Annotated in this window: 19 protein-coding genes and 3 tRNA genes; 8 read left to right on the top strand and 14 right to left on the bottom strand. The window is 40.7% G+C overall.

Going from position 1 to position 23,688, the window contains the following annotated elements; genetic code table 11:
• Positions 1 to 576: 576 nt before the first annotated feature.
• The 8 genes from J3U68_RS05240 to J3U68_RS05205 form a co-directional block, all read right to left on the bottom strand.
• Complete coding sequence (locus J3U68_RS05240; RefSeq protein WP_267375301.1) at positions 577 to 1,152, bottom strand: 50S ribosomal protein L25/general stress protein Ctc; 576 nt, start codon at positions 1,150 to 1,152, stop codon at positions 577 to 579.
• A 61-nt stretch (positions 1,153 to 1,213) separates the two neighbouring features.
• A complete protein-coding gene (locus J3U68_RS05235; protein WP_267375300.1) occupies positions 1,214 to 2,200 on the bottom strand; it encodes a ribose-phosphate pyrophosphokinase in 987 nt (328 codons plus the stop codon).
• Between the two features lie 557 nt (positions 2,201 to 2,757).
• Positions 2,758 to 2,833, bottom strand: a tRNA-Gln gene (locus J3U68_RS05230).
• A 17-nt stretch (positions 2,834 to 2,850) separates the two neighbouring features.
• A tRNA-Gln gene (locus tag J3U68_RS05225) sits at positions 2,851 to 2,926 on the bottom strand.
• Between the two features lie 18 nt (positions 2,927 to 2,944).
• Positions 2,945 to 3,020: transfer RNA gene (locus tag J3U68_RS05220), tRNA-Gln, on the bottom strand.
• Between the two features lie 10 nt (positions 3,021 to 3,030).
• Positions 3,031 to 3,906 (bottom strand): 4-(cytidine 5'-diphospho)-2-C-methyl-D-erythritol kinase, encoded by an 876-nt coding sequence (gene ispE / locus J3U68_RS05215; RefSeq protein ID WP_267375299.1) that lies wholly within the window; start codon positions 3,904 to 3,906, stop codon positions 3,031 to 3,033.
• Positions 3,907 to 3,908: 2 nt separating this feature from the next.
• Complete coding sequence (lolB, locus tag J3U68_RS05210; protein ID WP_267375298.1) at positions 3,909 to 4,523, bottom strand: lipoprotein insertase outer membrane protein LolB; 615 nt, start codon at positions 4,521 to 4,523, stop codon at positions 3,909 to 3,911.
• Between the two features lie 239 nt (positions 4,524 to 4,762).
• A complete protein-coding gene (locus tag J3U68_RS05205; RefSeq protein WP_267375296.1) occupies positions 4,763 to 7,564 on the bottom strand; it encodes a tetratricopeptide repeat protein in 2,802 nt (933 codons plus the stop codon).
• A 559-nt stretch (positions 7,565 to 8,123) separates the two neighbouring features.
• Here J3U68_RS05205 and J3U68_RS05200 point away from each other — a divergent pair.
• The 3 genes from J3U68_RS05200 (at position 8,124) to J3U68_RS05190 (ending at position 10,551) form a co-directional block, all read left to right on the top strand.
• Positions 8,124 to 8,351 carry a hypothetical protein gene (locus J3U68_RS05200; RefSeq protein ID WP_267375295.1) on the top strand — a complete coding sequence of 76 codons (228 nt, stop codon included), beginning with the start codon at positions 8,124 to 8,126 and terminating at the stop codon, positions 8,349 to 8,351.
• A 571-nt stretch (positions 8,352 to 8,922) separates the two neighbouring features.
• Positions 8,923 to 9,744, top strand: a complete 822-nt coding sequence (mutM, locus tag J3U68_RS05195) for a bifunctional DNA-formamidopyrimidine glycosylase/DNA-(apurinic or apyrimidinic site) lyase (protein ID WP_267375293.1) — start codon at positions 8,923 to 8,925, stop codon at positions 9,742 to 9,744.
• Positions 9,745 to 9,747: 3 nt separating this feature from the next.
• Complete coding sequence (locus J3U68_RS05190; protein WP_267375291.1) at positions 9,748 to 10,551, top strand: 1-acyl-sn-glycerol-3-phosphate acyltransferase; 804 nt, start codon at positions 9,748 to 9,750, stop codon at positions 10,549 to 10,551.
• Between the two features lie 13 nt (positions 10,552 to 10,564).
• On the opposite strand, the gene pdxH is transcribed toward J3U68_RS05190, so the two are convergent.
• Entirely contained in the window at positions 10,565 to 11,197 is a 633-nt protein-coding gene (gene pdxH, locus J3U68_RS05185) for a pyridoxamine 5'-phosphate oxidase (protein WP_267376217.1), read from the bottom strand.
• Positions 11,198 to 11,785: 588 nt separating this feature from the next.
• Between pdxH and J3U68_RS05180 the strand changes: the two genes are divergently transcribed.
• Both J3U68_RS05180 and prfA read left to right on the top strand, forming a co-directional pair.
• Entirely contained in the window at positions 11,786 to 11,932 is a 147-nt protein-coding gene (locus J3U68_RS05180) for a hypothetical protein (protein WP_267375289.1), read from the top strand.
• A gap of 347 nt (positions 11,933 to 12,279) precedes the next feature.
• The gene (prfA, locus tag J3U68_RS05175) at positions 12,280 to 13,362 is read left to right on the top strand and encodes a peptide chain release factor 1 (RefSeq protein WP_267375287.1); all 1,083 of its coding nucleotides are present in this window, start codon (positions 12,280 to 12,282) and stop codon (positions 13,360 to 13,362) included.
• Positions 13,363 to 13,428: 66 nt separating this feature from the next.
• Here the strand turns inward: prfA and J3U68_RS05170 are convergent, their stop codons facing one another.
• A complete protein-coding gene (locus J3U68_RS05170) occupies positions 13,429 to 14,310 on the bottom strand; it encodes an EamA family transporter (protein WP_267375285.1) in 882 nt (293 codons plus the stop codon).
• 25 nt (positions 14,311 to 14,335) lie between these two features.
• Positions 14,336 to 14,587 (bottom strand): DUF1289 domain-containing protein, encoded by a 252-nt coding sequence (locus tag J3U68_RS05165; RefSeq protein WP_267375284.1) that lies wholly within the window; start codon positions 14,585 to 14,587, stop codon positions 14,336 to 14,338.
• A 259-nt stretch (positions 14,588 to 14,846) separates the two neighbouring features.
• Between J3U68_RS05165 and typA the strand changes: the two genes are divergently transcribed.
• The 3 genes from typA to mfd all read left to right on the top strand — a co-directional run bounded on the left by typA (position 14,847) and on the right by mfd (position 20,943).
• Positions 14,847 to 16,661, top strand: a complete 1,815-nt coding sequence (typA, locus tag J3U68_RS05160; protein WP_267375283.1) for a translational GTPase TypA — start codon at positions 14,847 to 14,849, stop codon at positions 16,659 to 16,661.
• 251 nt (positions 16,662 to 16,912) lie between these two features.
• Complete coding sequence (locus J3U68_RS05155) at positions 16,913 to 17,401, top strand: DUF456 domain-containing protein (RefSeq protein ID WP_267375281.1); 489 nt, start codon at positions 16,913 to 16,915, stop codon at positions 17,399 to 17,401.
• Between the two features lie 137 nt (positions 17,402 to 17,538).
• Positions 17,539 to 20,943, top strand: coding sequence for a transcription-repair coupling factor (gene mfd, locus J3U68_RS05150; protein ID WP_267375279.1), 3,405 nt, complete (start codon positions 17,539 to 17,541; stop codon positions 20,941 to 20,943).
• A gap of 211 nt (positions 20,944 to 21,154) precedes the next feature.
• Here mfd and J3U68_RS05145 read toward each other — a convergent pair whose 3' ends face one another.
• From J3U68_RS05145 to gmhB, 3 genes are all read right to left on the bottom strand, one after another.
• Complete coding sequence (locus tag J3U68_RS05145; RefSeq protein ID WP_267375277.1) at positions 21,155 to 21,850, bottom strand: M48 family metallopeptidase; 696 nt, start codon at positions 21,848 to 21,850, stop codon at positions 21,155 to 21,157.
• A 492-nt stretch (positions 21,851 to 22,342) separates the two neighbouring features.
• Complete coding sequence (locus tag J3U68_RS05140; protein ID WP_267375276.1) at positions 22,343 to 23,107, bottom strand: lysophospholipid acyltransferase family protein; 765 nt, start codon at positions 23,105 to 23,107, stop codon at positions 22,343 to 22,345.
• Position 23,108: 1 nt separating this feature from the next.
• Positions 23,109 to 23,687, bottom strand: coding sequence for a D-glycero-beta-D-manno-heptose 1,7-bisphosphate 7-phosphatase (gene gmhB / locus J3U68_RS05135; protein WP_267375274.1), 579 nt, complete (start codon positions 23,685 to 23,687; stop codon positions 23,109 to 23,111).
• Position 23,688: the final 1 nt, after the last annotated feature.

Raw genomic sequence — 23,688 nt, 5'->3', positions numbered from 1 at the left:
ATTTTTATTATTTAATGATTGTCACCATGCAAAAGTTATGCATGGAAATTTTAAGGCATTATTGAATTTTAGGTTTATCAATTATATCCGGAAAACGCCGTATTCATATATCTTTGCTTAAGTTGATAACTTAAGCTATGAAGCTCTTTACCATTTAAACACGCACTAGCTTAGCAATTTCAATTGAGATCATCTGTCTCTTTAATGAAAATAAAAGCCAATATTGAGATCAGTGAAGATGGTATAAGACTCTACCCTACTTTTAATATTATTGGTCCTGAATAAGTATTTGATTAATTTATTGATACTCACTCTCTATCTTGTAGATGATTATTAAATTTTGGTTGATATGAATTCAACTTAGTTATTTGATCGACTTTTTTGGTAATGAGCTTTTAGGTTTGCCAATTGCTTAATTGCACCAAAATGTAAAGTGAACGTATTAGACAATATAGGATAATCTTGAGAATATGACTATAGACTAATGTATGAAAATAAGGACTATTTGTATTAATATTAATAAGGCTGAATCCAGTATTTGGATTCAGCCTTTTTCTGCAATTGGTTTATAGCTGATTACGCAGTTTTCTTACCAGTTGCAGAAGCAATAGCCAGATTTTCATTGCGATTTAGGGCAACACTGGTTACGCCAGTTGGGAATACCAGATCAGAAAGGTGACGAATTTCGCCAGCGCTGATGGTGGCTACGTCCAGTTCTAATGCAGCTGGGATGTTTTTAGGTAATGCGTTTACTTCTACGCTAGTAGCCAACAAGGATACACGACCACTTTGCAATTTTTCAGCTGGAGAAATAGCGGCATTTACCAAGTGTAAAGGTACACGAATATTAACTGGTTTTTTAGCATCTACTGCTTGAAAGTCAATATGTTGAACTTGTTGTTTAAATGGGTGCATTTGGAAATCGCGAATGATAACTTTGTGCGCTTTACCATTTACAGTCAATTTAATGATGGCAGTATGGAATGATTCTTTTTCCAATGCATACCATAATGTACGATGATCAACTGTAATGGCAACTGGTTCAGTACCTTCACCATATAATACGGCAGGAACTTTACCTTCGCGACGCAGGCGGCGGCTCGCACCAGTGCCCTGTGCTTCACGGATTTCTGCTTTAATTTCGTATGACATATACTACTCCAAGGTTAATAATGCCGTCATCGGCCGCGACCAGCTTAAGACGACTTGGTTGTTACGGGAGGAATAACGCTCCCGGTATGGCCACATCCTCATTAAAGAGGTATGACACGGATTCTTCGTTACTAATTCTGCGCACAGTTTCAGCTAAAAGTCCGGAAATACTGACTTGACGGATGCGATCACAGTTTCGTGCTTCTTCTGATAGGGGTATGGTATCGGTAACGACAATTTGATCAATATCGGAAGACGCAATACGTTCGATGGCTGCACCAGAGAAAACTGGATGGGTGGCATAAGCCAATACGCGTTCAGCGCCACGCTCTTTCAGGGCAGAAGCTGCTTTACATAAGGTATTGGCAGTATCGATCATGTCATCAATAATCAGACAAGTTCTATTTTGAATTTCACCAATAATGTTCATTACTTCTGCTACATTGGCTTTCGGACGACGTTTGTCGATAATAGCCAGATCGGTACCCAATGTTTTGGCTACTGCACGGGCACGTACTACACCGCCAATGTCTGGACTGACTACGGTAAGGTTGTCAATACGCTGTTTTTCAATATCGTTAACCAGAATCGGGGTTGCATATATATTATCTACTGGAATATCGAAGAAACCTTGTATCTGGTCGGCATGCAGGTCTACGGTCAGTACACGATCAATACCTGCTGAATAAAGCATGTTGGCTACCAGTTTGGCAGAAATTGGTACACGCACTGAACGCGGACGACGGTCCTGCCGAGCATAGCCAAAATATGGAATGGCAGCGGTGATACGACCTGCTGAAGCTCGTTTAAGTGCATCAGCCATGGTCAGAATTTCCATTAGGTTATCGTTTGTTGGTGAACAAGTCGGTTGCACGATGAATACATCACGACCACGGACATTTTCCAGCAACTCAATTGCAATTTCACCATCGGAAAATTTGCCAACTGAGGCACGTCCCAGAGAGATATCCAAATGTCTGGCGACATTATCAGCTAATGCCGGATTGGCATTTCCAGTAAACACCATCAAACTATCGTATGCTGCCATTTCTTCTGTACCTGAATTTTGTTTAGATTTGGTGTAATTTGCGTGAGGTAGATTTAACATTTATCAAACGCTTTATGTTAGTCATGCAAGATGCTGCATAGAGCAGCAAATCTGGCATTATTACCACAATTACCGATTCGAAAAATCAGGGTTGCTAGTGCAATCCTGCCCGATTGTGTCAGCTTATGCCTTAGCGGTAATAGCAAACGTTTAGACCTACCTTTTAGCGCGATTACTATTCATTTGCAATAACCGGTTTGATACGGTTTAGGAAGGAGTATTAACTGCTGACAGTATTCCTAAACTGATTAAACCATTTAAGTAATGAAGTAAACGCCATCATTACTGTACGCGTTAGCCTAAGCAGGATAGTTTAAGATATAGGCTAACACTTTATCTTAAATATCCATTTGATTTCGCTTGCTGTTGAGATCAAGCCAATTTCAAACGGATTATATCACTTCTAATGCTAAATACTAAACATCAGAATTTAGACCAACTTGTTCTATCTTAACATTAAATAAGCGTGTAAGAATACTTACACGCTTATTTCACTGTGGCTGGGGAGGTAGGATTCGAACCTACGCATACCGGAATCAGAATCCGGGGTCTTAACCACTTGACGACTCCCCAATAGGATTATTCAAGTGTGGCTGGGGAGGTAGGATTCGAACCTACGCATACTGGGATCAAAACCCAGTGTCTTAACCACTTGACGACTCCCCAATGTTAAACATGAGCAGTTGGCTGGGGAGGTAGGATTCGAACCTACGCATACTGGGATCAAAACCCAGTGTCTTAACCACTTGACGACTCCCCAACTACACAGATCAATCATAAAATGGATGCTTCGCTAAGGAAGCAACACAATATGCCTGATGTGCGCTAGAAACTTGGTTGTATACAGCTTGCGCTGCATTTTCACTATCAAAAGTCAGAAATACGCATGAACCAGAACCACTCATCATCGGCTTGCCAAATTCAGCCAGTGTGTCCAAAGCATTTTTGACTTCAGGATATTGAGCAACGACAACACTTTGCATATCATTACGCCAGTACTGCCTCGCTTGAAAGTCTGGCATTATCCGTGGCGTTGAATTCCGTGTCAAGTCTTTATGTGCAAATATTTTCGCTGTACTGATATGCACTGGCGGTTTGATTATTACATACCATTGTTTTGGAATTTGAAATTCAGATAATTTTTCTCCGATACCCTGCACAAAAGCTGTTTGCCCAAATATAAAAAATGGAACATCTGCCCCTAATTGCAAACCTATTTCGCATAAATCGGATCGTGTCAGGTTTAGCTGCCATAATCGATTCAGTGCCATCAGCATCAGGGCGGCATCCGAGCTTCCACCGCCCAATCCTGCTCCAACAGGAATATTTTTCTGCAGCCATATTTCTACACCTAGATTACGGCCAACATACTGGCACAATATTTCAGCTGCCCGAACGGTTAGATCCTGTTCAGGCGGCACATCGCTCATCGGTGTATGCAGAAGTATTTGCCCGTGATCATTTTTTTTCAGCCATAGTTGGTCATACAGACTGATCATGGTGAAAATGCTTTGCAACAGATGATAACCATCTGCACGTTGGCCTATGATACGTAAATCAAGGTTAAGTTTGGCTGGCGCAAGAAAGCTTTGAGCATCAGCAGGAGGATGTGGCCAAGCCGGCGCAGTAGAGTGAATGACTTGCACAATTAGCTCTGTTTCTGACGTAGTTCACACTGGGGGGTATTTTCAGCCGTTGGAGAAAACTGGTCGAACACGAGTTTAATTTCAAACCGTTGATTATTAAGTTTAACGATTCGGGGATAATGGTTCTCTTTCAGTAAGTCGCGGTGTATTATCCATCCAGATTGTTGCAAACTTCCATCTGGTAGTATTTTATGGGGTTGATTTGTGATCCAGTATCCTTGCACCCATTGATTAAGGTGATCAAATGGTAAGGCAAATCCCAACAAATTTTGACTCAATTCTTCAACACTTGCGGCTGTGGTAATTTGTCCATGGTTGTCTTCGGCGATCACTCCGTATTGATCTCGACATAGAACGCCAACGCTGTTACCCAATGGGGTGTTCACTTCAATGGTTTGCACTTGACTTAGACTTTGCCAGTTAAAGTTGGCATAAGATCCCTTCCCTTCATCGACCACAGCTAAGCGACCACTACTGTCGAATGCTTGGGTTTCGGTTGGCGTACCTGCTCTCCAATCAGCTTCAGTTGCTCTTTTCACTGCAGTGAGATGATTACACCCAGTCATAATTAATGTTGTCAGTCCTATAAGACCAATTTTTTGGCACCATTGCTGCATGTGTTTTCCATGTTGAATTAATTTAGCGGGCTTATTTTAAATAAGGTTTTACTCTTATTTTAATCAGTTGTTGGAATTTTGCCTGTTGGCTTAATTTAAAATAACAAATTTTGACAGGAATGCTGGGTCTTTTATGAATACTTTATCCTATTGGTTATAGTTAAAAGTACTCTCTAAAATAGATTCCTGCCAATGTTTGAATTGTTTAAATTATGGCATGACAAATTCGTATTATGCCTTTATTTAACAAGGTCTTGCGGATTAACCCCAAATTTTTTCAATGTTTGCTCTAGGGTTTGTTTATCGTGCTCTTGGTCTTTGAGCCCTTCTGCCCAGATTTGTCGCGCTTCATCGCGTCGATCTTGCTGCCATAATACCTCCCCTAAATGAGCAGCTGCTGTACTATGACGTGATTCATTAAAAGCCGAACGTAAAAAGGTTATAGCTTTAATCGGATTGCCATTTAAATAATATGCCCAACCCAAGCTATCTTTAATTTCTATGCTTCGGCTATCCAGCTCATAAGCATGTTGTAATATGCTTAATGCTTCCGCCCAATGTTTTTTTGGCATGCTTAACAAGGTATAACCCAGGTCATTCCATCCAAAAGCATCATCTGGTCTAAGTTGAATATAGGTTCGATAATCTGGTATTGCTTTTTTATATTGATTCAGTTTGCCTGAATACGCTGTAGCACGCTGAAAGATAATAAGAGCAACTATACTATCATCTTCTCCATCTTTTTTTGCTTGAGCCAGCATATCATTTAGTTGTTGAATATATGCCTGAGCAGGCATGGTATTTTTATAGATTTCTGCACTCAGTGCGGTAAAATCATATTTATTAAATAAAATTAATGATTCAGATTTGTCGCTTACTTGGCGGAACCACTTTTCTGCAGCTGAATAATCACCCTTTTCCAAAGACACGAGGCTCATCACATATGCTTTATCTGTTTGAAATTTTTCAAGATGCACTTTGTCTAGCCATTCCAAAGACTCTGCAGTATCGCCACGTTTAACAAACCATAATCCTGCTAATAAGGCAGCGGTTTCTTTTTCCAGTTCTGAACCCGTCTGCATTAATTGATTAAGATCTCGAATAAATGTATCTTTGGCTACATCATTGGTATAGTCGTTAAAAATTTTATACAGCAATTTCTGATTATCAGATTGATTATCAGTGTCTTGTTGTTGGCTAATAGATAAGCTCTTTGGGTTAATTTTGTGCTGATGCAAGATTTGCATCAGTACGTACTGATCACTGTTTTTGTTACTTAACCCTGATGCCCATGTTTGACGAGCCAACTCTTTTTGACCTAATTGCCAATAAACTTCTCCCAGATGAGCAGCCACTTCACTTTCTGGCTGATGCTCGAATGCAAATTCTAAGAGCGGCAACGCTTTTTTGCTTTCTCCGTTAAGGTGATACGCCCAACCTAAGCTGTCATTCACCGCCGGCGATTCGTCGTCCATTGCATAAGCTTTTTCAAGTAGCTCTTGTGCTTCTTGCCAATGATTTTTGGGTAAACTTAATAAGGTATAACCTAGCGCATTGTATCCTTCAATTAGATCAGGTCGCAAAGCCCTGTAACGACGCAAATCCTGCACGGCTTTTTCAGGTTTATGCAGTTTATCTGCATACAGCAATCCACGTAGATACAATAAAGGTGGCAAGTTGATTTCACGTAATTTAGGACTGGATTGTTCCGCTATATTGATCTCTTTGGTCAATTGGATTTCATATTGTTTTGGAGTCAAAGATGAGCTGTTGATATAGGTTTTTAATCTAACCAAATCGCTGGTATCATAAAAAGTAGGCTCACCTGAGATTGTGGCAGCCAGATCAAGCCATTTTCTTGCTTGCGCCCAATTTTTAGCTTCACTTTCAATGGATGCTAAGAGTATAGCCTTATCAAATTTATAATAGCTATCTGTCACTTGAGTTAACCAGGTGCGTGAAGCAGCATAATTATGCTCATCAAAATATCGCATTGCCACCAGCATGGCAGCTTTACTGCGTTGATTCTCATTGCCCAGTTCTACTGCTTTGGTAGCATATCCAATGATGGTATCAGAGGGTTCTTGCTGACTGATAGCTAGATACATGGCCTGTATATAAAGATCGGCGCTTTTGCTTTTAGCCAGTAAGGGTTGCAGGGTAAGATAAGCTTCTTGAAGATTCTGATTTTTAATTTGTATTTCGATATAAAGACTTTGCCATCTTGAAGGCAAGTTATTTATTCCCACTTGTTGATAAAATTCATTTAGATATTGTGGCTGTTTGATATTGATGAGATTTAAGGTTAGCTGGGTGGGGGGTAAAATATCGTTGTCCAGCTCAGATAATCGCTTTAATGCATTGATTGTTTGTGCTTTATGATTGCCGGTCACTCCATATATGGCATCGACAATCATGGCTTCTGCCAGCTCTGGATGCTTGCTAGCCGTTTTATGGATGTGCTTATTGAGTTGATCTGAAGCATATAGATTTTTTAAACGATATTGAGCAAGCAGCAAAAATAGACGCTTTAATTGATATTCGTTTGCTGAAGATAAAACACTATCGGTATATTTGATCAATTGCGGTTCATCATTTTTAGCCAGAGCCAATTCCCATAATAGTCGCTGTTTTGTTTGACTATCCTTTGGATCTATTTTTTGCAAAATTTGTGCTATTTCCTCAGCAGCGGCAATATTATTATCAGCCAGAGCGATTTCCATTGAACGCTGAGCCAGATTCGGGTCCTGAGTTCGGTTCAGAATTTTCAAATCTGTGGCTAAAGCTACCTCACTTTTACCCTGAATATTGATTAGTTCACTTGCCAATAAGGTGAATATATCGTTGGTTCGCTGCGCCAGTGATAAGTTGCGCTGGAGAGATGCTTGATCTTTGCTTGAACTATTCTCTTTAACCAGCTTTATCTTTGATTGAATTGGAGCTATGGTTTTTTTGACTTCTGCTTGGTTATCTGCATAAGCAGTACCGGCTACTAATAAGCTCAAAACAAGCGGGGTAAGGCGATGAATCCACTGAGGCATGAAACTTCTCCAGATTACTATTTAGTTGTGTATATCACTATTGTATGAACAAGCATTCGGTTATTTTCAGCTGTTAATCAATAATGACTTTAAGGATTTTGGGGTATTTTAAAGTATCTTTTCATTCTTGATAATCGTTTATTTAAGTATGATTAAGAATGTGATTAAGTAAATATGAAATAATTATAAATGCATTGATGCCTAAAATGCTAAAAAGGTGTTGAAATATTGTTTTTTCTAGGCAAAGAAATTGGGCTAGCATGCCCTTTTAATTTGCTAAAACTAAGTGTTGGCTGGGTAGAAAAAAGATAAATAAAACCAATATGCTGATAAGATTAATGCGCAAAGGACAAATGGAAAATGCTGAAATTTTCTTAAAAACAACGGAAACTTATCAATATAATTTAAAAAATCTTGTTTGCTAACAATGACCATTTTGCAGAATCAGATGATGATTGTTTTAGCTGTTTTTGTCAAATTAGGGACTATTTCCCCGATATCACCTTTCTAAGCAAAAGGGGACAAAGAAAAGGTTTACCCATCGAGCATGGCGTGAGATATGGGCGGTGGTTTAGGCGCTTATCAATTACCCCTTGGCAAACATGCTGACCGGAAAGATCTGGTGCTTATTTTTGATGATAAAGATGAAAATATTGTTTCTTCTGAAAACGGGAAGATTTTTATAAGACCTGATTGCGCACATCTAGAATATAACAAGTGTTATAAAGTTATACGGTGGTTATTTTTAGAAAATATTAATATGTTGATAATAATCATTGTAGTGTAGCGGCCATCAAATAAATTTTTTTGGTTTGCAGATTTTGCTTATCTAAATTTCGACTTAAACCGACCATTTATTCTAAATCTCTACAAGGTGGATCAACCTTTTCAAGATGGATGGTAGAGTTAAACCCACCACTATGCATTATTTTGATAGATTACCAAGCTACTATTGTCCACAAGCCCCAAGTGTGGACCCAAAATAGTTCTTTAAGGATGATTATGGTGTTTGGTCACCACAGATATATGCAGTTGCATTGCTTTCGGCTATATCAGCGCTGTCGGCTGCAGTACCCTAATCTTTATGGTTAAAGCACTTGATGCAAGTATAGTCACTCTAAAAAACCGAATTAATTTAGCTTAATAAGGTTTGGATTTCGGTGTGCAGATGTTTTGGTTTTCACGGATTAAGTTTGCCTTATTTGCTAGTCAATCTCTTTTCTTAATAAATCATTTTTACTGACTTTAAGCGCAACCGTGCAGCTTAGTTTTATCGAGACCCTGAGCAATAACAAAGTGATATTATTTGTTGATGTTGTATAATTCATGTTTTATCTGATATTGCTTACTGAGTTAGCATGCCTGAATTACCAGAAGTTGAAACCACTCGACGAGGAATCGAACCTTTTATTGTTAATCAACAAATTTGTCATGTTGAAGTACGTCAACCTAAACTACGTTGGCCGGTCAGGGCAGATTTAGCTGAGATACTTGAAGGAGAAGTGATTAGATCAGTACACCGTCGAGCCAAATATTTGTTAATAGATATGTCAGCTGGAACGTTGATTATGCATTTGGGTATGTCTGGTAGCGTACGGGTATTTACCCAATCGTGTATTCCTCAAGTGCAAAAACACGATCATTTGGATATTGAGTTTACTAATGGTTCCATTTTACGTTTTCACGATCCGCGCCGTTTTGGCGCGGTGCTGTGGTTTGTTGGCGCGATTGAACAGCATCCGCTATTGTCTAAGCTTGGTCCTGAACCGCTAAGTGATGAGTTTAATGGTTCTTATTTGCAAAATACGCTTCATTCTCAGAAAAGAGCAATTAAGTTGGCCATCATGGATAATAAAACTGTAGTTGGGGTGGGAAATATCTATGCCAATGAAGCGCTATTTCGCAGCGGTATACTTCCTCATACTTCTGCAATGGATTTGAATGAGACTCAATATTTTGAGTTAACCATAAGGATTAAGGAAGTTTTACAGCAAGCTATTGCTGCCGGAGGCAGTACTTTACGGGATTTTGTCAATAGTGATGGTAAAAGTGGTTATTTTCAGCTTCAGCATGATGTGTACGGTCGCGCCAATGAGCCATGTCGTCATTGTGGTCAGTTGATTGAAAAAATAATACTGGGTCAACGCAGTAGTTTTTATTGTCCAATATGTCAAAAATAAATTATGAAATCTAATCAATATTCTTCTTTTGTTACTCGCTGTTGGCGACTCATTAATTTAATCTGCTGGTTAGTACATACTTTATGGCGGGTTAGATGGTTTAAAAACAAGCCACTTACACAACGTAATCAAGAATTGAGCGCTATTTCTGATGGTTTTCTTCGAGTACTAAATGTTCAAGTTAAGTTGAATAATGCTTTACCAGTTAATGCTTCAATGCCTTGGCTAACGGTAGCCAACCACGTTTCGATCATTGATATGTTTGTGATGATGAAATATATACCTGGTGGTTTTATTGCGACTAAAAACATCAGAAAATGGCCAGTTTTAGGTAATTTGATTGCCAATGTAGGTACGGTTTTTATCAACCGAAATTCTCGGCAGGATGTTGCTCCGGTCAGTCAAGCTATTGAAAAAGCACTGCGACAACATAAGAATGTTTTATTTTTCCCTGAGGCATATACGTCATCAGGTATGGATGTTCTACCTTTCAAAGCTGCTTTATTCCAAGCTGCCATTGATGCTCATGTGCCGGTAGAATGTGTTGTACTGCGTTATTATGACGCTCATAAACGAACCGATAAGGTGAGTTTTAGTGGTGAAATTAGTCTGTTGAAGAGCATTTGGCAGATTATTTCTATCCCGCAAATTGTGGTTGAGGTTGATTTTTCGCCTTTATTAAATAGTGAAAAAACTTTGCAATTCGACCGTTACCAATTGAAAGATAAGGCAGAAGAATTTATTCGTGCCAAAGTATTGTCTGACAGCCCATTGAGGGATCAGATACAGCAATCGATGAATCAATAGTGTTGGAATAAAGCTAAGGCGCCAGCCTTTGTTTGATCCATTGGTTATTTTGTAAGGTATATTGAATACGATCATGTAAGCGGCTTGGCCGTCCTTGCCAAAATTCAAAACGATCAGGAGTGAGTAAATAGCCTCCCCAGTGCGGTGGACGTGGTACATTAAGCAAATATTTCGCCGCAAATTTGGTTGCGCGCTTCATCAATTCAGCTTTACTTGGAATGACTTCGCTTTGCTGACTAGCCCAAGCCCCTATCCTGCTAGTATATGGACGTGAACGAAAATATTCATCCGAATCTGTGCTGTTTAATTGTTCAATTTTGCCTTCAATTCTCACTTGTCTTTCCAGTTCTGGCCAGAAAAAGGTTAAGGCACCAAATGGATGATAAGCCAATGAACGCCCTTTTCGACTGTGATAATTGCTAAAAAAGACTAATCCTTCGGCTGTGATTTCTTTTAATAAGACAATGCGAGAATTGGGTCGATTATCCTCGCCAATGGTGGCCAGATTCATTGCAGTCGGTTCATTAACTTTGGCATGTATGGCTGCAGACATCCACTGTTGAAATTGTTCTAACGGATTCTTGCTGCAATCTTCTTCATTCAGGGACTGATTAGTGTAGTCTTGACGAATATGGCGTAAATCCATTTTATTCATAGTGCATTCTAAAAAAATTGATTAATGTAAAGACAGTATCTTATATTGCCTGTGATTTTGCCGGTGTTATCGCCGTATAAATAGGCATTAAATCTGCGGATTGATCAGATGAGTATTTTCTGGTCTTGATTTGACTATCGTACCTGCTGACACAGTTTATCGCAAATACTTCTCTGAACGAAGGCTATAAATCTCATCTAGTTCAATTATCAGCCAACGGCATTCCATTATAAAAATGTCTAGCTTTAAAGTTGAGCAGCTATAAAAAATTCACTGGTTTTTCTGAGATTGTTAATTTAAATTTTCTGAAAGTCCACACCGAAAAATGATCGAATTGTAGGAAAGCCATGTTGTGGTAGACCATCCCCAACGCATAACCGTGTAAAATTGCATAATTTACACAACAGCTGAGCTTTGTCTAAATTGGCAAACTGGCACAAGTTAAATCGTTAAGGCAATGGCTGCAAAGTTTGGCCAAATTTAAATTTGTAGAATCCTTTGAATACTTTTTGGTAAAGAGTTAGGCATTTGGACTACAAGGCTTGAAAAACTGTCGAGGCAGGTCAATGTAGTACTGGTATGACGATATCGCATATTGAAGCCGAAATAGCTTTGCTGGATAATAGGGATTTACATCCTGTTGATCAAAGCAGTATTGTCCAGCTCGGACCCGATGTGCATAAACAGGCTGCAGCAGGAACAAACAGTTTAAGTATAGCAAAGTAACTTAAGTTTATGAATTGGCATTAATTTTGTCATATCCCCTATTAGTGGAGATCGTGGCAGTTGGGCGATAAACACCGATAGCGTATTATGGCTACAGATCAATTTCATATAGTTGTGAAACACCTATTGGCGTTGATTTGACCTGAATTAGCCCTAAACTGCCTACTATTTTTGTAGGCTTAGATCACCAATGTGTATCGAGACAGACATCTTAAATCTGAACTGACGGTTACGATCAATCAAATAGATGATTTCGACGACTTAAAATCGCAGTTCAGTATTTGGTCAGTAAGCCCAAACGTGACCACTACCATAAATTTTAAAATTAATGACTTTAGTAAATTATGATGAAACCTTCTTTAATCGATAAGTTAATCCATCTGACGCAACGTCAGGAAGAAGTCACTGCATTACTGGCTTCGCCAGATGTGACCAATAATATTGATGAATATCGCCGCCTGACACGAGAACATGCTGAGCTGACGCCGGTAGTAGATACCTATGCCAGATATGTACAAGCTGAAACAGATTTGGCTGCAGCAGAAGAAATGCTCAATGATCCAGAATTAAAAGATTATGCTAACGAAGAAATCACTGCTGCCCGTAATCTAATTCAACAACTTGATGAAGATTTACAAAAACTACTGCTTCCTAAAGATGAAGATGATGATAAAAATATTTTTATCGAAGTACGCGCAGGCACAGGCGGAGATGAAGCTGCTTTATTTGCCGGTGATCTGTTACGGATGTATACGCGTTTTGCTGAACGGATGGGTTGGCAGGTTGAAATCGTATCCGCTAGTGAAAGTGATTTGGGTGGGTATAAGGAGGTAATTGCCCGCATTGCTGGCTTGGGGGCGTATAGTCAGCTTAAATTCGAATCTGGTGGTCATCGGGTACAACGGGTACCGACTACTGAAAGTCAAGGAAGGATTCACACCTCTGCCTGCACTGTCGCAATTATGCCTGAAGCAGATGAAATTGCTGAAGTTCAATTGAATCCCAATGATCTACGTATCGATACTTTCCGCGCTTCTGGTGCAGGTGGACAGCATATTAATAAAACCGATTCAGCTGTACGAATCACCCACATCCCAACTGGTATGGTCGTGGAATGCCAGGATGGTCGATCGCAACATGCCAATAAAGCTCAGGCTATGCGGGTATTGGCGGCAAGATTGTATGAACAGCAAAAACATGCTGCTCATGCTAAAGAGGCGGCAGAACGCAAAAGCTTGATCGGCAGCGGAGACCGAAGTGAACGTATTCGCACTTACAACTATCCACAAGGTCGGGTCACTGATCATCGTATCAATCTAACGCTACATAAACTTGATTTTATTATGGATGGCGATCTAGGTGAATTAACTCAAGCCTTAATTGCAGAACATCAGGCACAACAATTGGCAGAACTAAGCAACAGTCATTAATGACTAACCAGACAAACCGGTCGGAAATGATCCGACCAGTTTGTCTATTCAAGTTGTTAATTTCGATTAGAATCCTGGTATATATCCATGCAGCATGGAACCATAGAACAAAAACCAGATAGCGGCAATCGCCAGAACGATACCAGCAGCATTATATCCATTGATTTTTTCTTTAAATAATACACTGCCAACAATGGTTGCCAGAGTAATAACGCCTAAATTCATCCCAGCAAATACCAGTGATGGATTATTTTGCATCTGCTGATGAGCTTTAATGTAAAACAAAATATTGCCAAAATTTAGCCCGCCTAGAATCAGTCCGGCCAAAATGCTGGCGGCGTTCCAGCGGGTTTTACAGATGCAAAGATAAATAAAGATAAATATCGCAGCCAAGACAAACGCAACAAATAATGTCGGTGCAAATTCCTGACCCGATTTCGCCATTTGTTTGAATACAATATCTACGAGTCCGCAGCACAGCCAGACGCCAAACAGATACCCTATTCTTTTAAATGCATGATCAGCTTTACCCTTAGAGCCTCCATCTTTGTACAATAATCCGATTAATGCCATTAACGCTAAAGCGATACCAATAATTTTATTGACGCTTAATTGTTCTTTGAAAATTAAGTATGAAGCCAAGATGGGTAAGAACAATGACAAACGCTGTGCGGCATCGGTTTTAATCATGCCAACTTGTTCAACGGCTTTTCCCAAAACGATAAACCCAGCCGGCAAACCTAATCCCAACGCCAAAAATAGTACCCAATGTTGGGTTTGTATTTGCCAGTTTAATAGTTTAGGTTGTAAAAAAATCCAACTACATACAGCAGCTACTGGATAGTTGATGGCAATGGCCTGCGGGATATCTACACGATTTTTTCGCGCCAACTTCAATAAAACGGATACTGAAACACTACAAATAATACTTAGAACTAAAAAATACATATTAGCAACCCACTTAATTTAATCACTAAAAATCAAAATGATCCTGTGTCCACGGCATAGATACCATGGGTTCAGCTTGTTGAATTTGCTGCTGTCTCATTTTACGTAGACGCAACCGACATAAAGAGAGAACATAACGCTTTTGCGCTGCATTCATGCGTAGCCATAGTAAGCGTTCATTTCGACTTCTAAGACACCCCTTACAATATCCCCGAAGGTCACTTTCACACACTCCACGACAGGGATTTGGAATATCAAAAAATTCTAATTGCTCCACCCGTCTGCCCCTTTTCATAACCTAGCTGTTGCCAAGCACACAGCCTTGATGTCTTTTTTCGCACTCATGACAAGATAATGGGATCATCAAAACTGATTCAATTTATTATCTGACATCTTTGTATTGGCCACTTTTGCACCAATTCTATTCACACTATATAGCCTGATTTTGCTAAAAATTCCACAGAGCAGTATTAAAATGTTATAATTCAAGGTTAACTTTTCAACTAAATACCAAACAGTTTAGGGTATATTTTCCCATGAGTAAAAACATTCGTAATATCGCTATTATTGCACACGTCGACCATGGCAAAACCACTTTGGTGGATCAATTGCTGCGCCAGTCCGGTACCTTCCGAGCTAATCAGCAGGTTGATGAGCGCGTGATGGACAGCAATGATCTGGAAAAAGAACGTGGCATTACCATTCTGGCGAAAAATACCGCCATTGAATATGAAGGATATCACATTAACATTGTCGATACGCCCGGACACGCCGATTTTGGTGGAGAAGTTGAACGGGTATTAGGCATGGTTGATTGTGTATTACTGCTGGTTGATGCACAGGAAGGTCCGATGCCACAAACCCGTTTTGTGACAAAAAAAGCACTTGCCTTGGGCTTAAAACCGATTGTCGTGATCAACAAAATTGATAAACCTAGCGCACGTCCTAGCTGGGTTATTGATCAGACTTTTGAGCTATTTGACAAACTGGGTGCCACTGACGAACAACTAGACTTCCCAATTGTTTACGCTTCTGGATTGTCTGGTTTTGCCAAACTGGATGAAAATGACGATTCCAGTGATATGCGCCCGCTTTTCGAAACCATCTTGAAATATACGCCAGAACCAGCTGGTGATGCTGATCTGCCACTACAATTACAGATTTCTCAGCTTGATTATGACAATTATACTGGTCGACTGGGTATTGGACGCATTTTAAATGGTCGCATCAAGCCTGGTCAGGTAGTGGCCATCATGAATGAAGATGAGCAGATCGGTCAGGGACGTATTAATCAATTATTGGGCTTTAAAGGTTTGGAACGTATTCCATTGGAAGAAGCAGAAGCTGGCGACATTGTGACTATCTCCGGCCTTGAAGACATCGGTATCGGTGTTACCATTGCCGATCGTGATGAGCCAAAAGGTTTGCCGATGCTTAGCGTGGATGAGCCTACCTTAACCATGGACTTCATGGTCAATACCAGTCCATTAGCCGGTACTGAAGGTAAATTTGTTACCAGCCGTCAAATTCGTGAACGTCTGCAGAAAGAATTATTGACTAACGTAGCCTTGCGCGTTGAAGATACTGCTGACGCTGATGTTTTCCGCGTATCTGGTCGTGGTGAGTTACATCTAACAATTTTAATTGAAAATATGCGCCGTGAAGGCTACGAGCTTGCAGTAGGTAAACCAAGAGTGGTATTCCGCGAAATCGACGGCGTAAAATGCGAACCGTATGAAAATCTGACTGTCGATGTGGAAGACACAACTCAGGGCGCAGTTATGGAAGAGTTGGGTCGTCGCCGTGGAGAGCTTACCAATATGGAAAGTGATGGTAAGGGTCGCACTCGTCTTGAATATCGCATTCCTGCTCGCGGATTGATTGGATTTCAGGGTGAATTTATGACCATGACTCGTGGTCAAGGTTTGATGAGCCATGTATTCGACAACTATGCTCCAGTTAAAGCTGAAATCCCAGGACGTCGTAATGGTGTGTTGGTATCGCAGGAACAAGGCGATGCTGTAGCTTACGCTTTATGGAATTTGGAAGATCGTGGTCGTATGTTCATTAATCCAGGTGAAAAAATTTACGAAGGGATGATTATCGGTATTCATAGTCGTGATAATGATCTTGTGGTTAATCCATTAAAAGGTAAAAAACTTACCAATGTCCGTGCTTCCGGAACCGATGAGGCTGTGCGCCTCACTCCGCCAGTATTAATGTCGCTGGAGGCAGCAGTCGAATTCATTGATGATGATGAACTGGTAGAAATTACCCCGCAAACGATTCGTTTACGCAAACGCTATCTGACTGAGCAGGAACGGCGCAAACATTTCAAAAAACTTGATTAAATTTAGTTTTAAGCTAACAGGTAGCTTAATTTAAGCTACCTGTTTGTTTGTAATATTGTTAATAATTTATCCTTTTATCATCGATTAACAAGCTTTGATCTTGGCTACGAGCATTTTTAACGATCAGCTTGCATCATAATTCCTCCAATCATCTATTACAATAATTTGGTATTTCTTACCCATTTTCTTCTTGTGTTGCACCCTAAAAACCCCATTCTTCTGATTCTAATATTTTGAAGGATTTAAGCTTTATGAATGCATTATTAGTTGCACTGGCTATTGTATTACTCTGTATCGGACTTTTAGGTACGATTATTCCAGCTTTACCAGGTCTTCCACTTATGTTTGGAGGCGCTTGGCTATTGGCTCTCAGCAGTAATTATCAAATTATGGGCGCACCGACATTAATCTCATTAGGCATACTAACCTTGTTTGGCTGTGTATTAGATTATCTGGCCGGCATGTTGGGAGCCAAACACAGCGGTGCCAGCAAACGCGCCATATGGGGTTCATTTATCGGTTCGATCATTGGCATGTTTTTCGCCTTGCCTGGCATGTTATTGGGACCCATTGTTGGCGCAGCCGTTGGTGAATTTATTGCGCGTCGCAATCTTGTGGCAGCCGGAAAGGTTAGTCTGGGTACTGTAATCGGTTTGGTGATTGGCGTTGTCGCCAAAATTGGCTGTGCTTTTGCCATGCTCATTACCATAGCAGTAATGTACCTTATCGCTTTATTTTAAATGACCAAAATCGAATACATAGCTCTTAATTATTGTTCTTTTGAATAATATCCTATGCTTATCATTCTTGTGCAGACTTGTCTTATACCAGCTTGCCCATAAGTAAACCTTAAATTGAGATTAATTTACTGTACATTATGCCTTCTGAAACTGCTTTTCCATTACCACAAATCAAACAGACCGTTTGTTGGCCCAACTTAAGTGCTGGCAGCCTGACCCTATTACTGCGCCAGCATTTACCCACCAATCAAATTAAAATCATCCTGACTGCTGATACTGAACAAGCTATTCGCATTCAATCGGCATGGCAGTTTTTTGATCCCGCGGCAAGAGTGGTGTTTTTCCCCGATTGGGAAACACTTCCCTATGAACATTTTTCTCCTCATCAGGAATTGGTATCAGAACGGCTGAGTACTTTATGGCAGCTAAAAAATGGCATGGTGGATGTCTTATTGTTGCCCTTGGCAACTGCTATGCAGAAAATCGCCCCACCATCCTTTATTTTAGGTCGGACTTTCTGGCTTAAAACTGGGCAAGAACTCGATGTCGATGCCTTAAAACATAGTTTGATTGAAGCGGGTTATAATCATGTTACCCATGTTGTGGCAACGGGTGAATTTGCCATGCGAGGAGGAATACTTGACCTATACCCGATGGGAAGTGAAACCCCTTTCCGCCTTGATCTGTTTGACAATGAAATAGACAGCATCAAAACATTCGATGTAGACAGTCAGCGCACCTTAACCAGCGTGCAAGAAATCCGTCTACTGCCGGCACATGAATTCCCAACAGACAGCGATGCGCAGAAAATTTTCCGTAGTCGCTTCCGTGAAGAAATCAATAGTGATCCACGACAAGCTACCGTTTATCAAGCGGTATCTGAAGGTCAGTTTGGTGCGGGGGTGGAGTACTATTTACCCTTATTTTTTGAAGAAGATTGTGTCAGCATTTTTGACTATATTAGTCAGCAAGCAATATTGGTGTGTATTGGCGAGATCCATGCCGAAGCGGCACGCCTGTGGCAAGATGTAAAACAACGTTACATATTGGCGCAAGGTGATCCTGCTTATCCCCCATTACCGCCGCAATATCTCTTTTTAAGTGAAGATGAGTTTGGTGCATTGATTAAACCATTTGCCAGATTGATACCGCAAATCTCTCCAGACACTGAATATGCACTACCCGCTATCGCGGTAGACCGACAAGCAGATGATCCTTTACACGCATTAAAAACTTTTCTACAGCAACAAGACGGGCGAACTTTGATCTGTGCAGAAAGTTTAGGTCGTCGAGAGACCATGCTGAACTTTATGCGTGAATACGGCTTACACCCAACAATTGTGCAAAATTGGGCCGACTTCCTCCATAGCTCTTCTACATTGTGTTTGACTACTGCACCATTAGCTGATGGCTTTCAGCTTCCGCAATCGCAATTAATCATCATTACTGAGGCAGATCTTTATCAGTATGTTGTACGCGGCCGACGTACCCGTCGTAAGCACAAGGCCGTTTCAGATGGCATGCTGCGTGATCTGGCAGAAATTAAAATTGGTGATCCCGTCGTCCATGAACAGCATGGTATAGGGCGTTATCAAGGGTTGGTCACCCTCGACTTAGGCGAAGGCATGTGTGAAATGATGCTTTTAGAATATGCCGAAGGTTCCCAGCTTTATGTTCCGGTATCTCAGCTACAACTTATTTCGCGTTATGCCGGCAATGCCCACGATAATGTTAGTCTACATAGACTGGGGCACGGAGCGTGGGATAAAGCGCGACATAAAGCAGCAGAAAAAGCACGTGACACTGCAGCAGAACTATTAAATTTGTACGCGCAACGAGAAGCACAACAAGGATATCAATTCTCCCTAAACGAAATGGACTACCAAGCCTTTGCTCAGGGCTTTGGCTACGAAGAAACAGAAGATCAAGCAGCAGCCATTGCAGCTACTCTGAAAGATTTATGCGCTGAAAAACCCATGGATAGGCTGATATGTGGTGACGTCGGCTTTGGTAAAACCGAAGTCGCGTTACGCGCAGCATTTGTAGCCGCAATGGCGGGCAAACAAGTTGTGGTTTTGGCACCTACAACCTTACTGGTAGAGCAACATGCTCAGAATTTTACTGATCGGTTTGCCGATTTCCCAGTCAAAGTAGCGCAACTTTCTCGTTTCAATAGCAGTAAACAGACCCAAAACGTTCTGGCAGGACTGGCCGATGGCACCATCGATATCGTCATTGGCACTCATAAACTCGTGCAACCGGATGTGCATTTTAAAAACCTGGGTTTGGTTATTATCGACGAAGAACATCGTTTCGGTGTCCGTCAGAAAGAGCAATTAAAACGATTGCGCGCTAATGTCGACGTTTTAACCCTAACCGCCACCCCCATACCTCGTACCTTAAGTATGGCCTTGGAAGGTCTGCGCGATTTTTCATTAATAACCACTGCGCCCAGCCGCCGGCTGGCAGTCAAAACTTTTGTTCGACCAGTAAGCGATGGTTTAATTCGTGAAGCGGTGATGCGCGAATTGAAGCGTGGCGGACAAGTTTTTTTCCTGCACAACGAAGTAGCCACTATTGCCAATACTTATGAAAAGCTAACAGAACTATTGCCAGAGGCTCGTATAGGGATTGCCCACGGACAATTACGCGAACGTGAGCTGGAACAAGTGATGCGTGATTTTTTGCAACAGCGATACAACATTCTACTTTGTTCAACCATTATCGAAACAGGTATTGACATTCCAAATGCCAACACCATCATTATTGAACGAGCCGATAAATTTGGTTTAGCGCAGTTGCATCAATTACGTGGTCGCGTTGGACGTTCTCATCATCAGGCTTATGCGTATTTACTCATTCCTGAATCGACCACTAAAGATGCCCAAAAACGACTGGAAGCAATCGAAATTGCCGATGACCTCGGTGCCGGCTTTACATTGGCGATGCAAGATCTGGAAATTCGCGGAGCGGGTGAAATACTAGGTGAAGGACAATCGGGAGAAATGATACAGGTTGGTTTCACCCTCTATACTGAAATGCTTAAACAGGCAGTGCGGAATCTGAAAAAAGGACGAGAGCCCGATCTTGATGCGCCACTAGGCATTACCAGCGAAATTAAATTGCACAGCCCTGCTTTATTACCTGAAAGCTATTGTGCCGATATTCATGCTCGCTTAGTGTTATATAAACGTTTAGCCAGCTGCGAAACCGAAGCTCAAATCGATGAAATTCATGAAGAGCTGATTGATCGCTTTGGTCTACCAGAACCGGCTGTCTCAACCTTAATTGCCAGCCATCACTTACGCATTCAGGCTACAGCACTGGGTATTGATGCCATTGATGCCAGCAACGAAGCCATCATCTTCACATTTGGAAAGCATCATCAAATTAATCCGGCCACCATCGTCTCAATGATGCAAAGCGATAAAAATTATCGTCTTGTTGGTGCGGATAAATTACGCGTGACTATTGCTATTGAAGATGTTATGCAACGTGTGCAGGTTATCAAAAATATCATGAAACAACTAAGCGTTGAGTAATAGCAACAATATGCTCAAGCATGGTTAGACTCAATCTGAGCAGAAGTCATTCTGCTCAGAATTAGACATGTATCACAATATTAATGTCCCTTAAAACCTATGCTCTAGCTTAGATGCGTGCCTTATACTTTTAATCATTGTCAAAAATGCTAAACTACATCATCTGGCAGAGATTGCTTAGCATAAGCATCTAATGGGTTTAATCACCTAATCAACCAAACTGAAACAACTGTTGACCATATTGGCTTAACCACATTTTTGCCGGCTTAATTTCCGTTGTATACCTTGCCACCAAAGACCAGAATGCCGCACCGTGATTAGGATGTTGAATATGGCTTAACTCATGAATACAGATATAATCAATGACATGATCTGGTGCACCAATCAAGCGCCAATTCAAGCGAATACCCGTGCGACTACGACATACGCCCCAAAACGTTTTCGCCTGACTCAAGGCAACAGCTTTAGGCTCAAGTTGCATTATTCTAGACCAATGATGCAACCGTTCAATTAATACCGATTGAGCCTGCATCCTTAACCAATTAACCATTAATTCCCGTTGTTGGGCAGCAGAGAAATTGGGCAAGGAAAATCCCTTAAGTGGATGCCAGACAATTTCATCCCCTTGGCTAATAGCATAAGTATAGCTTTGTCCACGGAACCAAATTTTTTGTGGCATGTCTACTCTTGCTTGTTGTGCCTGCCAAGCCTGCTGCCAAAAATGCGAAAACTTCGCTTCATTAACCATCAACCAATGCTGTAATTTAGCTAAAGTCACAGATGGTGGTGCACTGATTCTTACCTGACCTAGATGGTCTACCCGCAAAATAATATTCTTTTGCGCAGTGCGTCTAAGCTTAAGCTCAAACTGCCACCCATGACTGGTTGTATATTTTATTAAAGCCATTTAATTACAATATGCTATTAACTACTAAGCTGAAATTTAAAACGAATATTGCGGCTTTAATCAAGCATCACCTATGTCAAATTAAAGTACATCATTTTGAAAATTGAATATAGAATTCGGTAATATTTTACTCAATATGCATATACAATTGGTGCAAATAGAGCCCTAAAGATAAGATTATTTCACTGCCCTTCTGAATTTTTGACACTGGGGATGAATACCTATTCACCCCCTATTACCATCTAATTAGGCTGGAAAATTAAACAAATCAAGATCAATTTCTATGAAATTGATTATTGCCATACATTTACCCTTATATCATATTTATTTTAATCAGGTGCCCAAACTGTTTTTTTCAGCCCGCCATCAGATTAATCCATCGATCAAAAACCCTTTGGATATTGCTTATAATCTGAATTGTTTTAGCCTATTAATTTTAGTTGAAAAATGCCAGCTATGCATTGGCGATCATAGCAAACCCAGTGATCAAGATCAGTCTGAATGGTAAAGAGGTGTTGGATTTTGTCGATTCTGTGGTGCAAACGGTCCCACACCCTGAATTTTTATTTGTTCATTTTCAATCCAGTTTTCACACAGTTTAATCAGTTCTTCCGGCGTCGGGGCGGCATCGTAAGCGATAACTTTACCGATCACCATTGTAACTTTGCCTGGATATTTTAAAAAGGAATCCTTTGGCCAAAATTCACCGCTATTCAAAGCTATTGGTAATAAATTCATATGCAGATTTTGCGCCAAACGTGCTGCACCTTTCTTATACAGACCACGATAGCCAGGCTTAATTCGTGTGCCCTCGGGAAATATACAAATAGATACTCCTTTAGCATGACAAATCTTGCCTTGACTAATAATCTGTTGATTGGCTAATCGAGGTTTGCTCCGATCAATGCCAATCGTGCCCCGCCATTTTAAAGCCCAGCCAAAAATAGGAATCCAAAATAATTCACGTTTAGCGACGAAAGTTAGGTTAGGAAAAAAAGTCAGCATCGCCAAGGTTTCCCAGCCTGATTGATGTTTACAGCAGACAATCACCGCTTCATCTGGAATATTTTCCTGGCCAAAAGCCTCATATTTCAAGCCGATAATTTTATCTAGCATCAGAAAAAGCGTTTTACCCCATACCGTTGTAGACCATGTTACCCCATTTGGAAAGGCCATAGAAATAATAACCACCCAAATCCATATCAAACAAAAAATGCACAAACAAAACCAATAAATCAAATTTCTTAACAACAGCATGTTAACTTTCCTTAGCCGCCTTTTCATCTTGCATGCGAAAGAATTGAGCAAAATCCAGAAGATCGTCGTATACCTGCGTATCTTCTGGTAATTCCTGCATTTTCAATGTTTCCTTACCTTTGCCTGTTAACACCAGAACTGGATGACCGCCAATAGCTTCAATTGCTAGCATATCGCGCAAACCGTCACCAACCAGCCACGTGTTTTCAGCTTTCATATGCAATCTTTCCAGAATATCAATTAACAACCCCGCCTTCGGTTTGCGACAATCACATTTAGCATTCATCGTATGCGGGCAAAACCAGATTCCAGTCAACCGACCTCCAGCTTTTTGCACATGTTGATGCATCTTACTATGCACCTCATTGAGCTGCTGCATGGTTACGCGATTCAGACCAATTCCAGACATATTTTCTGCCACCACCACCGTATAACCACTTTGAGTCAAAAAAGCAATAGCATCCATACTCCCTGGCAAGGGTTTCCATTGATCTGGATCCGTCACCGGTTCCTGATTCATGACGTTGATTACCCCATCACGATCAAGAATAATCAATTTATTTTTTCCATTTAATGCCATT

Origin of the sequence: Snodgrassella sp. B3882, assembly GCF_026535915.1 — a bacterium.
Lineage (GTDB): Bacteria > Pseudomonadota > Gammaproteobacteria > Burkholderiales > Neisseriaceae > Snodgrassella.
Note: the sequence above shows the minus strand (reverse complement) of the source record. Positions and strands in the feature narration are given on the sequence as shown.

Coding starts and splice junctions, on each gene's coding strand:
- mfd (WP_267375279.1), top strand. CDS start 17,539: ATGCCTTCTGAAACTGCTTTTCCATTACCACAAATCAAACAGACCGTT.
- J3U68_RS05180 (WP_267375289.1), top strand. CDS start 11,786: ATGACGATATCGCATATTGAAGCCGAAATAGCTTTGCTGGATAATAGG.
- pdxH (WP_267376217.1), bottom strand. CDS start 11,197: ATGGATTTACGCCATATTCGTCAAGACTACACTAATCAGTCCCTGAAT.
- prfA (WP_267375287.1), top strand. CDS start 12,280: ATGAAACCTTCTTTAATCGATAAGTTAATCCATCTGACGCAACGTCAG.
- lolB (WP_267375298.1), bottom strand. CDS start 4,523: ATGCAGCAATGGTGCCAAAAAATTGGTCTTATAGGACTGACAACATTA.
- J3U68_RS05155 (WP_267375281.1), top strand. CDS start 16,913: ATGAATGCATTATTAGTTGCACTGGCTATTGTATTACTCTGTATCGGA.
- typA (WP_267375283.1), top strand. CDS start 14,847: ATGAGTAAAAACATTCGTAATATCGCTATTATTGCACACGTCGACCAT.
- J3U68_RS05145 (WP_267375277.1), bottom strand. CDS start 21,850: ATGGCTTTAATAAAATATACAACCAGTCATGGGTGGCAGTTTGAGCTT.
- J3U68_RS05190 (WP_267375291.1), top strand. CDS start 9,748: ATGAAATCTAATCAATATTCTTCTTTTGTTACTCGCTGTTGGCGACTC.
- J3U68_RS05140 (WP_267375276.1), bottom strand. CDS start 23,107: ATGCTGTTGTTAAGAAATTTGATTTATTGGTTTTGTTTGTGCATTTTT.
- mutM (WP_267375293.1), top strand. CDS start 8,923: ATGCCTGAATTACCAGAAGTTGAAACCACTCGACGAGGAATCGAACCT.
- J3U68_RS05235 (WP_267375300.1), bottom strand. CDS start 2,200: ATGGCAGCATACGATAGTTTGATGGTGTTTACTGGAAATGCCAATCCG.
- J3U68_RS05200 (WP_267375295.1), top strand. CDS start 8,124: ATGGGCGGTGGTTTAGGCGCTTATCAATTACCCCTTGGCAAACATGCT.
- J3U68_RS05240 (WP_267375301.1), bottom strand. CDS start 1,152: ATGTCATACGAAATTAAAGCAGAAATCCGTGAAGCACAGGGCACTGGT.
- J3U68_RS05205 (WP_267375296.1), bottom strand. CDS start 7,564: ATGCCTCAGTGGATTCATCGCCTTACCCCGCTTGTTTTGAGCTTATTA.
- J3U68_RS05170 (WP_267375285.1), bottom strand. CDS start 14,310: ATGTATTTTTTAGTTCTAAGTATTATTTGTAGTGTTTCAGTATCCGTT.
- gmhB (WP_267375274.1), bottom strand. CDS start 23,687: ATGGCATTAAATGGAAAAAATAAATTGATTATTCTTGATCGTGATGGG.